At 69.0% G+C, this 12,755-nt stretch carries 11 protein-coding genes and 1 tRNA gene; 8 read left to right on the top strand and 4 right to left on the bottom strand.

Going from position 1 to position 12,755, the window contains the following annotated elements:
* The first annotated feature begins 29 nt into the window (after positions 1-29).
* Positions 30-857 carry a LysR family transcriptional regulator gene (locus tag J7462_RS18145; RefSeq protein WP_219465124.1) on the top strand — a complete coding sequence of 276 codons (828 nt, stop codon included), beginning with the start codon at positions 30-32 and terminating at the stop codon, positions 855-857.
* A gap of 349 nt (positions 858-1,206) precedes the next feature.
* Here J7462_RS18145 and J7462_RS18140 read toward each other — a convergent pair whose 3' ends face one another.
* The gene (locus J7462_RS18140) at positions 1,207-1,425 is read right to left on the bottom strand and encodes a flavin reductase (RefSeq protein WP_219465123.1); all 219 of its coding nucleotides are present in this window, start codon (positions 1,423-1,425) and stop codon (positions 1,207-1,209) included.
* 369 nt (positions 1,426-1,794) lie between these two features.
* On the opposite strand from J7462_RS18140, the gene J7462_RS18135 reads away from it, so the two are divergent.
* The 5 genes from J7462_RS18135 (at position 1,795) to J7462_RS18115 (ending at position 7,737) form a co-directional block, all read left to right on the top strand.
* Complete coding sequence (locus J7462_RS18135) at positions 1,795-2,196, top strand: winged helix-turn-helix domain-containing protein (protein ID WP_219465122.1); 402 nt, start codon at positions 1,795-1,797, stop codon at positions 2,194-2,196.
* Positions 2,197-2,542: 346 nt separating this feature from the next.
* The gene (locus J7462_RS18130; protein WP_219465121.1) at positions 2,543-3,424 is read left to right on the top strand and encodes a hypothetical protein; all 882 of its coding nucleotides are present in this window, start codon (positions 2,543-2,545) and stop codon (positions 3,422-3,424) included.
* A gap of 1,348 nt (positions 3,425-4,772) precedes the next feature.
* Positions 4,773-6,326 (top strand): replication initiator, encoded by a 1,554-nt coding sequence (locus tag J7462_RS18125; protein ID WP_219465120.1) that lies wholly within the window; start codon positions 4,773-4,775, stop codon positions 6,324-6,326.
* Positions 6,323-6,520 (top strand): excisionase family DNA-binding protein, encoded by a 198-nt coding sequence (locus J7462_RS18120; protein ID WP_219465119.1) that lies wholly within the window; start codon positions 6,323-6,325, stop codon positions 6,518-6,520. The genes J7462_RS18125 and J7462_RS18120 overlap by 4 nt, the downstream gene beginning before the upstream one ends.
* On the top strand, positions 6,520-7,737 hold the full coding sequence (locus J7462_RS18115; protein WP_219465118.1) for a site-specific integrase: 1,218 nt from the start codon (positions 6,520-6,522) through the stop codon (positions 7,735-7,737). Before J7462_RS18120 ends, J7462_RS18115 begins: the two co-directional genes overlap by 1 nt.
* A gap of 75 nt (positions 7,738-7,812) precedes the next feature.
* Here J7462_RS18115 and J7462_RS18110 read toward each other — a convergent pair.
* Both J7462_RS18110 and J7462_RS18105 read right to left on the bottom strand, forming a co-directional pair.
* Positions 7,813-7,886, bottom strand: a tRNA-Pro gene (locus tag J7462_RS18110).
* A gap of 188 nt (positions 7,887-8,074) precedes the next feature.
* Positions 8,075-8,968: a metallophosphoesterase gene (locus tag J7462_RS18105; protein ID WP_219465117.1), complete on the bottom strand. Its 894-nt coding sequence runs from the start codon at positions 8,966-8,968 to the stop codon at positions 8,075-8,077.
* Positions 8,969-8,993: 25 nt separating this feature from the next.
* Here J7462_RS18105 and J7462_RS18100 point away from each other — a divergent pair, with 25 nt between their 5' ends.
* Entirely contained in the window at positions 8,994-9,449 is a 456-nt protein-coding gene (locus J7462_RS18100) for a GatB/YqeY domain-containing protein (protein ID WP_088643824.1), read from the top strand.
* A gap of 238 nt (positions 9,450-9,687) precedes the next feature.
* On the top strand, positions 9,688-10,089 hold the full coding sequence (locus J7462_RS18095; protein ID WP_219465116.1) for a peptidoglycan-binding protein: 402 nt from the start codon (positions 9,688-9,690) through the stop codon (positions 10,087-10,089).
* Positions 10,090-10,163: 74 nt separating this feature from the next.
* Here J7462_RS18095 and J7462_RS18090 read toward each other — a convergent pair whose 3' ends face one another.
* Positions 10,164-12,599: a transglycosylase domain-containing protein gene (locus tag J7462_RS18090; RefSeq protein ID WP_219465115.1), complete on the bottom strand. Its 2,436-nt coding sequence runs from the start codon at positions 12,597-12,599 to the stop codon at positions 10,164-10,166.
* Positions 12,600-12,755: the final 156 nt, after the last annotated feature.

The following is a 12,755-nucleotide window of genomic DNA, read 5'->3' as shown; positions in this document are numbered from 1 at the left end:
GAACCGGTCCGTGGCGATACCTTGGCGGTATGGATGACGTCGAGACGCGCGAACTGCGTTACTTCGTCGCGGTCGCCGAGGAACTCCACTTCGGCCGCGCCGCACAGCGCCTCGGCATCGCCCAGCCACCCCTGTCCCGAGCGATCCGCCTGCTCGAACGCCGGATGGGCGTCACGCTGCTGGAACGCACCAGCCGCGCGGTCCACCTCACCCCGCCCGGCGAGGTGCTGCTCACCGAGGCCCGCGGCGCGCTCAACGCGGTCGAGACGGCGATCCGGCGTACCCGAAAAGCCGCCCAGACCACCCCGCACCTCACCCTGGCCCTCAAACCCGGCGGCGACGCCGGACTGCTGCGCACCATCCTCGACCGCTACGCGGCATCTCCCGGCGCCGTCCCGGTCGACCTCGCCTTCCGGGTCGGCGAACGCGCCGCCATGGTCCGCGACGGCCGCGCCGACCTCGCCCTGCTGCACCGGCCGCAGAACGACCTGACCGGCCTGGACAGCGACGACCTGCACACAGAGGGCCAAGTCGTGCTGCTGCCCGAGAGTCACCGGCTCGCCGAACGCGCCACCGTGACGATGGCCGACCTGCACGGCGAGCCGATGCCCCGCTGGCCCGAAGCCCGACCCGGCGTCACCGGCCACCCGGTCGCCGACAGCAACCAGCTGCTGCACCTGATCCAGCTCGGCCGCCTGATCGCGGTCGTCCCGGAATCGGTCGGCGAGTACCTGCCCCCGGGCCTGATCAGCCGCCCCGTCCTGGACGCCGACCCGGCCACCCTGGTCCTCGCCTGGTCGCAGACCAGCACGTCGCGCGAGGTCGCCGCCTTCGTCCGCGCGGCGGTTGCCGGCTGACACCGGCTCGCCGCCGCAGCAACACACGCGCAGCCCTTGCCTGCCGACCGCGTCCAGCACCACGTCGACCCCGCGCAGCCGCCCGGACCCGCTTGTACGTCACTGCTGTACAGAAGCACCAGAGGGCACATCCACCGATTGGATGTGCCCTCTTACCTCTGTCGGGGTGGCCGGAACCGACGACCTCTTCGTCCCGAACTGGCGGCGAGCCGGTCGGATCGGGTGTCATCCGAGGTCATGCGGCCTGTCGGGGTCGCGCTGGGTCGGGTGTGGTCGGCTCGGTTGCTGTACTTCGCTGCTGTACTGCTGGCGTCGGACGCGGAGCTGCCTGCGTCGAGTCGGAGGACGCTCATCGCATCCAGCCAAGGAATCGGTAGTGCAGGTTGCCTGCGGGGACATGGGCCAGGTCCTGGGCGGCGTCGACGAACTGGGCGGCCAGGTAGAGGGCCAGCGACACCGGGGCGCGGTCGTACTCCGCTCGCAACTCCTGACGACGGGTGGGACAGGGCCATTCGGCATTGCAGCCGCCGCAGGTCCAGCCCGGCGTGAGCGGAAGGTGTGTGGTCATCGCGGTGTCTCCCGGGTGGCCGGTTGATCGGATGGTGGGGCCTCGGCCTGGCTGTGTTCAGAGGGCCAGTGGTCTCGGCTGATCGGAATCCGGTGTGTGGCGTGGCAGGGCAGCTCGCTACCGCATCGGCAGACCGTCCGCCATCGCTTCCAGGACCAGACAGGTCGGTGTCGTCTCGACAGGGTGAGCGCGACGGCTGTCAGGTACTCCTCGTACGAGACGCGAGGCACTGGTTCTCCCCTCGGTTGTCCTGGTGGTCGGGGTGCCGGGCCGGCCTCTGGGGTCAACGCCACGGCTCATGTCACCGTAACGACGTAGGACTGTAGATACAATAAGATGTAGAACTGTTGAACACGTAGCGTCACTTTCGTGATCGACCCGAGTGCGGATCGCGCCGTGTTCCGGCAGCTCGCAGACCTCCTGCGAGACCGGATCACCTCTGGTGCCCTCGCGCCCGGGGCCTCACTGCCCAGCGAGCTGCGGTTGGCTCAGGAGTACGGGCTGAGTCGCACGAGCGTCCGACAAGCGGTAGCACTGCTCCGGTCGGAAGGGCTCGTCATCGTGGAACCACCGCGCGGCACGTTCGTCCGCGCTATCGAGCCGACCGAGACGGTGGCTCTCCTCAGGGGCGATACCGCTACCGCCCGGATGCCCACCCCGGCCGAGCGACGCGAACTGGAGATGGGCGAGGGCATCCCGGTCATCGTGATCTTCCGCGCCGACGGCTCCCGCGAGCTGTTCGCCGCCGACCGCATCCGCGTCGGTCGCTGACCTACCCCAACTCTGGGGAACCCCGCCGGGGGGACTCGATCTATCGGCCACCGCCAACCGGTGCCAGCCCGCGTCAACGAGCAGGTGGCGAAGGTCGTCCATTCACGTTCGGGGTCGACCTGCGTAACGCTCTTGCTGCCTCGCTGCCTGACACCTCGCTTGCAAGCTCTGCGCACTTCGTCCGCGCACGTCCCGGAATGGCCTCATCCTCGGGGCCTAGTCCCGTACCAGCCCCAGCCAAGCGTGCCGCCATGCCGCGCGGTTGCTGTCAACAACACGCTGGCCTGTAGACAGCCCGTCCACCTACTTCGTAGCCCCTCGTAATAACTTGCGGTATCTTGCCCCTGTGACGCTTCTGCCACTCTCTGGCTCGCAGTTCGACCGTCTGGGCAAGCGTCTAGCTGACGGCGCCGCCAGTGATGATGACGAGAAGATGTTCGAAGAAGTTCGCATCCGATACGGACGCGCGCTAGAGATCGCCCAACATGGTCTTTCTGCCTTGGAACTCCCCGCGACCGGCAGGGTAAAGACAACAGGCACTCTCATTGACAAGCTACGCCGCACGCCGGGACTGACGATACGGGGCGTACATGACCTCGCTGGCAGTCGCGTACTTGTTCGACCGGTAACTCTGCCGAAGGGATTTCGGATTGAAGGTGCGGAGTGTAAGAGGGATTTCGAAGCGCGAGACGGGCTTCTTGCGCAGGAAATCGCGGTGCGCAAGATATTGAACGTGTTTGTTCCTCCCTTGGCCTCGAAGATGCCCAAAGAAATTGACCGACGCGCCAATCCAAGCCATGGATACCGAGCAGTGCACGTGGTTGTTTTTCTCGAAGGCCTTCCTGTCGAAGTGCAGGTCCGAACAGAGCTACAACACATGTGGGCTGAGGCCACAGAGCGTCTTGGGGACCGATGGGGGCGGGGTCTGCGCTACGGACTAGGACCGGACGAACCCGACAAATCCCTGTTCCGCTCTGCGGCAATCACGCGAGAGCGATTCGTTGAGCTGCTGCAACGTCTCTCTGTCGGCATCGCCACGTACGAGGAAGCGCAGCACGTCATCGACAAGGCGGAGTTGCAGCTCTCGTTCACGGAGCAGCCAGCATCCGTCGACCTGTGGCACCATGTAGAGCAGGCGCGGGACGCTCTAGAGTCGGCTCGCAACCAGATCCGAGGTGCCCTCGGGGACGTGGCGGACATCGTTGAGGAGCTAGGTACCCATGGGTAACTTTCTGATGGTGTATGACCGGGCCAGGGGTGACGTGCTGCGACTGGACCGGTTCCCGAGCCAGGAAGCCGCGATGCGGCAGCGATTCGCCCTGGAGCGCTCAAATAAGGGCAACTCGGACCTAGAGATCGTCGTGCTTGTCGCTGACTCTGAGGATGAGCTCCGCCGAACGCACGCCCGGTACTTTAAGTCGTTCAGTGATCTTGTCCGGGGGTTCTCCCTGCGCGTCGCCTAGCAACGCCGCTGCCACCCTTTCCGCCGTCGCCTCCCTGCTCAGGGCAGGTCGCCGTCCGGCCCGTCCTGTCAAGAAAGCCTTGACGCACGGACGGCCCCTGCCGAAACAGACCGAGTCGGCTTTCGTGTCACGGACCGCGCCCCCGGTGGACACCGCCACAGTGGCGTAGTTGACCCAACCTCGCCCGGCACGGACCCGGCTCCTGGGATCGGAGCTGGCCACCGGCGGCCACCCTCCCCCTCCCAGGTGAGCAGTTGACCTGCCCCGAGCGGCTGTGAGCCGGATCCTCGACGACCGGCATGCCTTTGCGCGGCCACCGCCCCCACGCTTGGAGCTTGCCGCGCGGACCCGGCAGGCCCTTCCCAGCGCCGTGCTACTCAGGCGCGGCGCGGCCGGCTGCCGGCGACAACCTCTACCACTCTCCCCGCCATCCCGTCTGTCGCGGCCTGGGCTCCCCGCCCTCCGCGCCAGCCGGCGGGCATGTTGCGTGGCCGGAGTCGGAGCGCCAGCGGAGCGACGGACGCGCGCCCTGGCGGCGGCGCGTGCGGCCCGTTCAGGGCCGCCTTGATAGACGTACAGAAAGTCCTCCCACACCGGCCGGCAGCCGGCCGCCCTTCGGGTTTACGGCGGGTTGACGTGTCGGTACCCGGTGCTACTCTGGCCCTCGTCGAGCACGTCAGCGCGGCCTTCCCGCCGGATCGCTGAACTCGACTTCGGAGTTGCCGAGCGGCCTTCCTGCCGCTGACGCGGGTCACGTCCCGCCGGCTCTCGATCGCACCGGCCACTGTGCCGGTCCGGAATCCGCTGAGCGGCCCAGCACGGCCTTCCCGCCGTCCACGATGGCCCTCGGATTCGCGCACCTCGACGGGTGGGGATCGCCTGCGGCAACCGGCCGGTAGCCGACGACCAGGCGCCCCACCCGTTCCGGCATCACCCAAGATTCAGGAACCCAGCTCAACGGCGGTCCAAGGCCGATGGCCTGCACCCGCCCTCCGGCGTGAGCCGCCCTCTCCGGCGGTGCCAGGAGACACCACGAACACCACCGACGGACACCGCTCCGGCGTCCGGTGGCAGTTCGTCGCCCGTCCCCTGCCACCCCTTGAGGAGAGAACCGTGTCCACCCTCACCGCCGGCCGTGACGCCCAGGCCCTGCAGCGCGCCGCCGCCCCGGACTACTTCGGCTGGCTGGAGCACACCCGCGCCGCCGGAGGCTGCACCCGCCCGATCCGCCTGACCGGCACCCTCACCACCGTCGAACCCGGCACCGGCCGGGTCCTGGCCGAGCGGCACACAGGCGAGCTGCCCGACCGGACGCTCTACAAGGCGTGCGGCAACCGCCGTGCCGCCCAGTGCCCCGACTGCGCCTGGGTCTACGCCGGTGACGCCTTCCAGGTCGTCCGCTGCGGCCTGACCGGCGGCAAGACCATCCCCACCACCGTCAGCGCCCATCCGGTCGTCTTCGCCACCTTCACCGCGCCGTCCTTCGGCCCGGTCCACCACCGGCACATCCCCCGACACACCTGCGCCAACCGGCGGCGCTGCGACTGCCGCCCGGCACCCTGCCGCGCCCGGAGCACCGCCGGTACCTGCCTGCACGGGCGGCCCGCAGCCTGCTTCACCCGCCACGACGCCGACGATCCGCAGCTCGGTCGACCGCTCTGCCTGGACTGCTACGACCACGACCACCAGGCCGTCTGGAACCACTCCTCGGGCGACTTGTGGCGACGCACGAAACAGGCCATCGAACGCCACCTCACCGCAGTGTGCCGCCGACGCGGCATCCCCCACGTCCAGGTCGTCACCGAGTCCGGCCGGGTCCGGCGGGTGCCTCCGGTGCGGGTGTCCCACGGGAAGGTCGCCGAGATGCAGCGCCGGGGCGCGGTGCACTTCCACGTCCTGCTGCGCCTCGACGGCGTCGACCCCCACGACCGGCACGCCCTGGTCCCGCCACCGGTCGGCATCACCGTCGACGACCTCGACGCCGCAGTCCACGCCGCCACCCGACAGATCACCGTCACCACCCCGCCGCACCCCGACCGCCCGCAGGGCTGGCCGATCGCCTGGGGCGAGCAGGTCGACGTATGCCGCATCGGCACCAGCGACGGCGACGTGACCGACGCCAAGGTGGCCGCCTACCTCGCCAAGTACGCCACGAAGTCCACCGAGGCCACCGGCCACTGCTCCACCCGACTCACCCCGGACACCGTCGACGCCTACGCCGACCCGGAAGGCGACCACCTCGCCCGCCTCATCGACGCCTGCTGGCGACTCGGCCGCCCCACCCGGCACCACACCACCCGGACAGCCAGGAAGACAGAAGACCGTCAAGGCGACCTTGACCCCACACCGAACCCCTACGCCGGGCTGCGCCGCTGGGCGCACATGCTCGGCTACGGCGGCCACTTCCTCACCAAAGCCCGCCGCTACTCGGTCACCTTCGGCCTGCTCCGCGACACCCGCGCCGCCTACCGCCGCACCGAGCACACCGGCACCGCCGACACCGCCGGCATGGTCACCGTGGGCACGCTGGCCTTCGTCGGCTCCGGCTGGCTGACCGACGGGGATGCTCTGCTCGCCAACACCGCCGCCGCCCAATACCGCGAACGCCAACGCATCGGTCGGGAAGAACTCGCCCACGAAGCGTGGCTGAGCGGGGTCGCCGCATGAGCCGAGAACTCACCCCGCGCTGGTACTCACCCGCCGAGGTCGCCGTCCTGCTCGGCTTCGGCCTGTCCAAGGTCAAGATGAAGATCGCCACCGGCGAGCTGCGCTCGATCAAGGACGGCAAGTACCGCCGGATCCTGCCCGAGTGGGTCGACGAATACATCCGTGAGCAGGTCGAGCGGCAGGAGGCCGCCTGATGCCGGGACGTGCACGCGCCAACGGCGAAGGCTCGATCTTCCCGTACCGCAACGGCTTCGCCGCGTACGTCTGGGTCACCAAGCCGGACGGCAAGCGGACCCGCAAGTACGTCTACGGCCCGACCCGGGAGGTCGTCCACGACAAGTGGATCAAGCTGCACCAGCAGGCCAAGGCCGGGCCGGTCGCCACCCGGGTGCCGACCCTCGGCGACTACCTGACCTACTGGCATCGGGAGGTCGTGCGCCCCAACCTCGCGCCGCTCACCTGCGCCACCTACGAGACGATCCTCCGGCTGTACGTCATCCCCGGCCTCGGCGGGAAGCGGCTCGACCGGCTCCAGGTGCGCGACGTGCAGACCTGGATCAACGAGGTGGCCCGCACCTGCCAGTGCTGCGCCCAGGGCAAGGACGCCCGCCGCCCGGAACTGAGACGGCGCTGCTGTGCGCTCGGCCGGTGCTGCGGCGACGTGCCGTCCGCCCGCACGGTCAAGGACATCCGGGGCGTGCTGCGCTCCGCGCTCAACCACGCCGCCACCGAGGAACTGGTCACCCGCAACGCCGCCGCCCTGGTCAAGCTCCCACCGGTCCGCCGCCGTCGGGGCCGGGCGTGGACCAGCGACGAGGCTCGTCGCTTCCTGGAGTCCGCGCGGGCCGACCGCGACCCGTTGTATGCCGCGTACGTGCTGATCCTGGTCCTCGGCCTGCGCAAGGGTGAGGTGCTCGGGCTCACCGGGGACGCCGTCGACCTGGCGGCGGGAGAGCTTTCGATCGGCTGGCAGTTGCAGCGGGTCGGCGGGCAACTGCTGCACCGCGAGACCAAGACGCACACCTCGGACGCCACCCTCCCGCTGCCGGACATCTGCGCGGCGGCACTCGACCTCCGCCAGCAGGCGAGGAAGAACGACCGTGATGAGGCGGGCATCGCCTGGCAGGGCTCCCGGCTGCTGTTCACCACCCGCTACGGAACGCCGGTCGAGCCGCGCAACTTCAACCGTTCCTGGGATGCCCGCTGCGCCCGGGCCGGGGTTCGGAAGATCACCGTGCACGACGCCCGGCGTACCTGCGCGACGCTGCTCGTCGACTTGGACGTGCACCCGCGCGTCATCATGCAGGTGCTCCGGCACGCCGAGGTGTCGGTCACGATGGAGATCTATTCGCAGGCGTCCTCGGACGCCACCCGCGACGCCCTCAAGCGGCTGGGCGAGAGCCTGCGCTGACTGCTGCTGTACTTCACTGCTGTACAGAAGCACTAGAGGGCACATCCATGGATCGGATGTGCCCTCTGACCTCTGTCGGGGTGGCCGGATTCGAACCGACGACCTCTTCGTCCCGAACGAAGCGCGCTACCAAGCTGCGCCACACCCCGAGGCGTGCGGTGAAATAGTAGCCCACCCGCTCCGCCGATCAAACTCGGTACCCCCGGCACCGGCGACGGGGAGCCCGGCACCCGGCTCTGGCCTGCCTGTCCCCATGATCAGATTGCCGGAACGGTGACGACACGCCGTCAGGACTGCGCGGAACGGCAACCTGATCATGGGGGCAGCAGAGCGGGGATCAGCGGGGGGTGAGGGTGAGGATGCTGGCCTCGGGCGGGCAGGCGAAGCGGACCGGGGCGGTGGGGTGGGTGCCGAGGCCGGCGGAGACGTGCAGCCAGGAGTCGGAGCCGGGCCAGCGGTGCAGGCCCTTCGCCATCGACCGGGGCAGCCCGCAGTTGGTGACCAGCGCACCGTAGCCGGGGACGCAGACCTGCCCGCCGTGGGTGTGCCCGGCCAGCAGCAGACCGAAGCCGTCGGCGGCCATCTCGTCGAGTAGGGCCGGTTCCGGCGCGTGGGCGAGCGCGATGGACAGGTCGGCGGCGGGGGTGACCGGGCCGGCCACGGCCGGGTAGTCGTCCTGCCCGATGTGCGGGTCGTCCACGCCGACCAGCTCGACCAGGCGGCCACCGGCCTTGACCGAGGTGCGCGCGTTGTTGAGGTCCGCCCAACCGGCGCCGGTGAGGACGTCCCGCAGTTCCTCGTACGGCAGGGCGGTGCCCTCGGCGTACTCCCGGTTCGGCAGGAAGTAGGTGAACGGGTTCTTCCAGACCGGCCCGGTGTAGTCGTTCGAGCCGAAGACGAAGGCCCCCGGGTAGTCGAGCAGTGGTTGCAGGGCGCGCAGCACCCCCGGCACCGCGTCGGGGTGGGCCATGTTGTCCCCGGTGACCACCACCAGATCCGGGTCGAGGGCGGCCAGCGACGCCACCCACTGCTGCTTGCGCCGCTGCTCGGGCATCATGTGCAGGTCCGACAGGTGCAGCACGCGCAGGGGCTCGGCGTCGGCCGGCAGCATCGGCACGTCGTACCGGCGCAGGGTGAACATGTTGCGTTCGACGAGGGACGCGTACGCCAGGGTGGCCGCTCCGGCGGCGACGGTCCCGGCGGCGAGGCCGAATAGTGTGCGCTTTCGCATGCCGACCAGGGTAGTTTGACCGTCCATGAGCACGCTGAAGGACCGCCTGACCGCAGACATGCGCGCCGCTCTGAAGGCACGCGACGAGCTGACCACCTCCACGTTGCGGATGGCGCTGGCCGCCGTCGGCAACGCCGAGGTCGCCGGCAAGGCCAAGCGCGAGCTCTCCGACGACGAGGTGCTCGCGGTGCTGACCAAGGAGGCCAAGAAGCGCCGGGAGGCGGCTGCCGCCTTCGCCGACGCCGGTCGCGCCGAGCAGGCCGACAAGGAGACCGCCGAGGGTGCGGTGCTGGACCGCTACCTGCCGAAGCAGCTCTCCGAGCAGGAGTTGACGGAGCTGGTCTCGGGGGCGCTCGCGGCGGGCGGCTTCACCGAGAAGTCCCAGATGGGCCCGGCGATGAAGGCGGCCCAGGCCGCGGTGGCCGGCCGGGCCGAGGGTGGTCGCGTCGCCGCCGAGGTACGCCGACAGCTCGGCCTCTGACCCATATCAACTCTGGTCGTTTCCCCGGTCACCGGTTTGTCAATTCAATTTTGATTACCGAGAGTGCCTGCAATTGGCTGTTGCGGTGACGGCTGATTCGTGGAAGGCTCGTTTGGCCGGCTTGACATGCAACGGGGGCGTGTTCGACACCGGTTTGAGGACATGACCCTCGTTGCCTCGACCACTTGAGGTGACTATGAAGCCGTTGGCTGTTGCTTCCCTATTCATTTCGACGTGTATGGGTGCCGTCGTCGTCGTGCCGTCGGCGGCGTCCGCCGACATCTCCATCCAGGCCACGTGTTCCCGCACGGTCAACGTGGCTAGCAGTGCCTACAGCACGGTCGATCCCATCGCCATGCCGTCGACCGGCAGCACCGCGTCGAGCACGAGCTGTGGAATGGCGCAGGGCGCCAACAGCAGCGCTGTCGGTGCCCTGCAACGGGCGTTGAAATACTGCTATGGCGCCGGCATCACCGTGGACAACGATTTCGGCCCGGCGACCAAGTCCGCCCTTGTCTCCGCTCAGAAGCGGGAGGGCATCACCGCAGACGGCGTCTATGGACCGCAGACCCGGCTGAGCCTGACGTGGCGCTCGGTGGGCAACCGGTGCGACAAGGCCGCCGATCCCATCTACACCTGATCGGGCTCCGAGAGCCTCGACGCCAGTGGGCGGGCACCCGACCGGGTGCCCGCCCACTGGCGTCGACAGAGGCGTCAGTTGTTGCCGGGTGGACGGCCCGGTGTGTTGCCGGTGTTACCCGGCGTGTTACCGGCCTGGTTGGGGGTGCTGCCGCCGCCGCTGCTCACCTCGATGGTGACCACGCCGCCCTTGATGGTGCGGCCGTCGGGGCTGGTGCCGGCGACGGAGCCGGCCGGGCAGTCCGAGGCGATCTTGTTGTCGGAGACGACGACGGAGAAGCCGGCGTCCTTGAGCCTGCTCCGGGCGCTGTCCACCGACTGGCACTTCACGTTCGGGATGGACCGCTGGTCACCATTGATGATCTTGCCGTTGGGTGGGGTGAACTCGATGCCGGGCTTGCCCTTCATGGCGTCGCGCAGCGTCTGGTAGACCGCCGGGTTGATGCCGGTCGGCGTCTCGTCGTGCCCCATCTTCTGGTTGGTCTGCGGCCAGTCCGGGTCGGCCATGATGCCGGCGACCGCGAACTGCTTGGTCATCGCCACCAGGGCCGAGGTCTTGTCACCGTCGGTGGTGCCGGACTTGCCGGCCACCGGCTTGCCGACGATGCCCCGGACGTTGCGGGCGGTCGCCCCGACACACTTGGAGACCGACGACCGGTCACCGACCGGGCAGCGGGCCGCGTCCACGGCGGCCCGGGCCACCTCGGTGCTGATCCGTTGCTCGCAGCGCGGGTTGGCGACGTCGAGCTTGTTGCCCTCCGGGTCCTTGATCTGCTGCACCGGGATCGGCTCGCAGAACTTCCCGTCGGCCGCCAGGGTGGCGTAGGCGTTGGCCAGCTCCAGCGGGGTGGTCGAGGAGACACCCAGGGTGAAGGCGCCCCACTGGTTGGCGCCGCCCTCCTTGGTGGCCCGGCGGGCGTCGTCGCTGCTGCGGAAGGTGATGCCGAGCTTCTGCGCCGCCTTGATCACGTTCTCCGCGCCGACCTGCTGCTCCAGCGGGACGAAGTAGGTGTTGACCGAGCTGCCGAACGCCGTCCACATGTTGTGCACGCCGGCCATGCTCGCCGAGGCGTTCTTGGGGCAGTAGAAGTGCGTCCCCGAGCAGGCGGCCGGGGAGTTCTGCTGGACGATGTACTCCGACTTGAACACCGGCGGCGAGTTGATCTGGTAGGCGAGCGGGATGCCCTTCTCCAGCGCGGCCACGAGGGTGAACATCTTGAACGTCGAGCCGGCCTGGTAGCCGGTGATGCCCTGGCCGCCGCTGAGCAGCGGGTTCACCGTGTTGGGGTAGTTGCCCCGGATCTTCTTCTTGGCCTTCTTGGGGTCGCTGGAGTACTTGTTCTGCGGCTTCTTCGGGTCATCGATCTTGAAGTTCCGGTTCACCGACAGTGCGCGTACCCGGCCGGTGCCCGGCTCGATCGCGGCGACCATCCGGGCGGCCTTGCTGTTCACCCCGAGGTTCTTGCGGACGGCCCGGTCGGCACCGTTCTGCGCCTGCACGTCGAGCGTGGTGGTGATGGTGTAGCCACCGCTCTTGAGCCGCCGCTCCCGGTCGTACGTGGTGGAGCCGAAGGTCTCCTGCCCGAGCCACCAGCGGTAGAAGTAGTCGCAGAAGAAGCCCCAGTCCTTCTGGTTGGTGGCGACGCAGCCGTTCGGGGTGCGCTTGTCCTTCACCGCCAGCTTGACCGCCTTGGCGGCGTCCGCCTCCTGCTGGGTGATGGCCTTCGTCTTGACCATGTTGTCGATGACGTAGTTACGCCGGTCGAGCGCGAGCGGGTAGCCGCTGCGGGTGGTCGGGTCGTTGGTGGTGGGCGCCTTGACCATGCCGGCCAGCAGCGCCGCCTCCTCGATCTTGAGGTTCTTGGGCGACTTGCCGAAGTACACCTGGCTGGCGGCGAACACGCCGTACGCGCCGTTGCCGAAGGAGGCGAGGTTCAGGTAGCGGGTGAGGATCTCGTCCTTCGAGAACTCCTTGTCGACCTGGAGGGCCAGCCGCATCTCGCGGAGCTTGCGGGCGCTGGTGTCCTCGGTCGCGGCGACCACGTCGGCCGGGTGGGTGGCCGAGTAGGCGATGGCCAGCCGGACGTACTGCATGGTCAGGGTGGAGGCGCCCTGCTGGGAGTTGGTGCCGGACTGGTTGTTGACGAACGCCCGGGCCACGCCGTTGATGTCCACGCCGTTGTGCTTGTAGAAGTCGTGGTCCTCGGCGGCGATGATCGCCTTCTGCATGTACGGGGAGATGTCCGCGAGCTTGACGTCGCGCCGGTTCTCGTCGTACATGGTCGCCAGCGGGGTCTTGCCGTCGCTGGCGAGCAGGTAGCTGATCTGTGGCGCGCGGGCCACCGTCAGCTCCTTGGGCAACGCCCCGAAGGTCTCGGCCCCGGCCTTCGCCGCCAGGCCGGACATCGCCACCGCGGGGAAGGCCGCCGCCGCCACCACCACACCGGCCAGCAGGCCGCAGATCAGTAGCGATGCGGCGTTGGTGAAGACATTGTGGTCACGTTTCCGCATCCAGGTCACCTCGACAGGGTACGCGAGTAGGGAACGAGGGGCGCCGGGGCGTTCTTTCCCCATTTCCTGCGCGCGCCGACCTCGTTGTGCTAAACGCACGACCCCCGGTGTGGGGTTGCGTGTGACCCGCGCCGAGTCTCCACCGATCGGTGGAGC

Source organism: Micromonospora sp. RL09-050-HVF-A, from assembly GCF_019374995.1.
GTDB lineage: Bacteria > Actinomycetota > Actinomycetes > Mycobacteriales > Micromonosporaceae > Micromonospora > Micromonospora antibiotica.
The sequence above is the reverse complement of the archived record's forward strand: the minus strand, read 5'-3'. Positions and strand labels throughout refer to the sequence as shown.

Bases quoted from the DNA above. Each gene is read 5' to 3' on its own strand.
- J7462_RS18100 (WP_088643824.1), top strand. From the start codon at position 8,994: ATGAGCACGCTGAAGGACCGCCTGACCGCAGACATGCGCGCCGCTCTG.
- J7462_RS18120 (WP_219465119.1), top strand. From the start codon at position 6,323: ATGAGCCGAGAACTCACCCCGCGCTGGTACTCACCCGCCGAGGTCGCC.
- J7462_RS18115 (WP_219465118.1), top strand. From the start codon at position 6,520: ATGCCGGGACGTGCACGCGCCAACGGCGAAGGCTCGATCTTCCCGTAC.
- J7462_RS18140 (WP_219465123.1), bottom strand. From the start codon at position 1,425: ATGACCACACACCTTCCGCTCACGCCGGGCTGGACCTGCGGCGGCTGC.
- J7462_RS18105 (WP_219465117.1), bottom strand. From the start codon at position 8,968: ATGCGAAAGCGCACACTATTCGGCCTCGCCGCCGGGACCGTCGCCGCC.
- J7462_RS18095 (WP_219465116.1), top strand. From the start codon at position 9,688: ATGGGTGCCGTCGTCGTCGTGCCGTCGGCGGCGTCCGCCGACATCTCC.
- J7462_RS18145 (WP_219465124.1), top strand. From the start codon at position 30: ATGGATGACGTCGAGACGCGCGAACTGCGTTACTTCGTCGCGGTCGCC.
- J7462_RS18090 (WP_219465115.1), bottom strand. From the start codon at position 12,599: ATGCGGAAACGTGACCACAATGTCTTCACCAACGCCGCATCGCTACTG.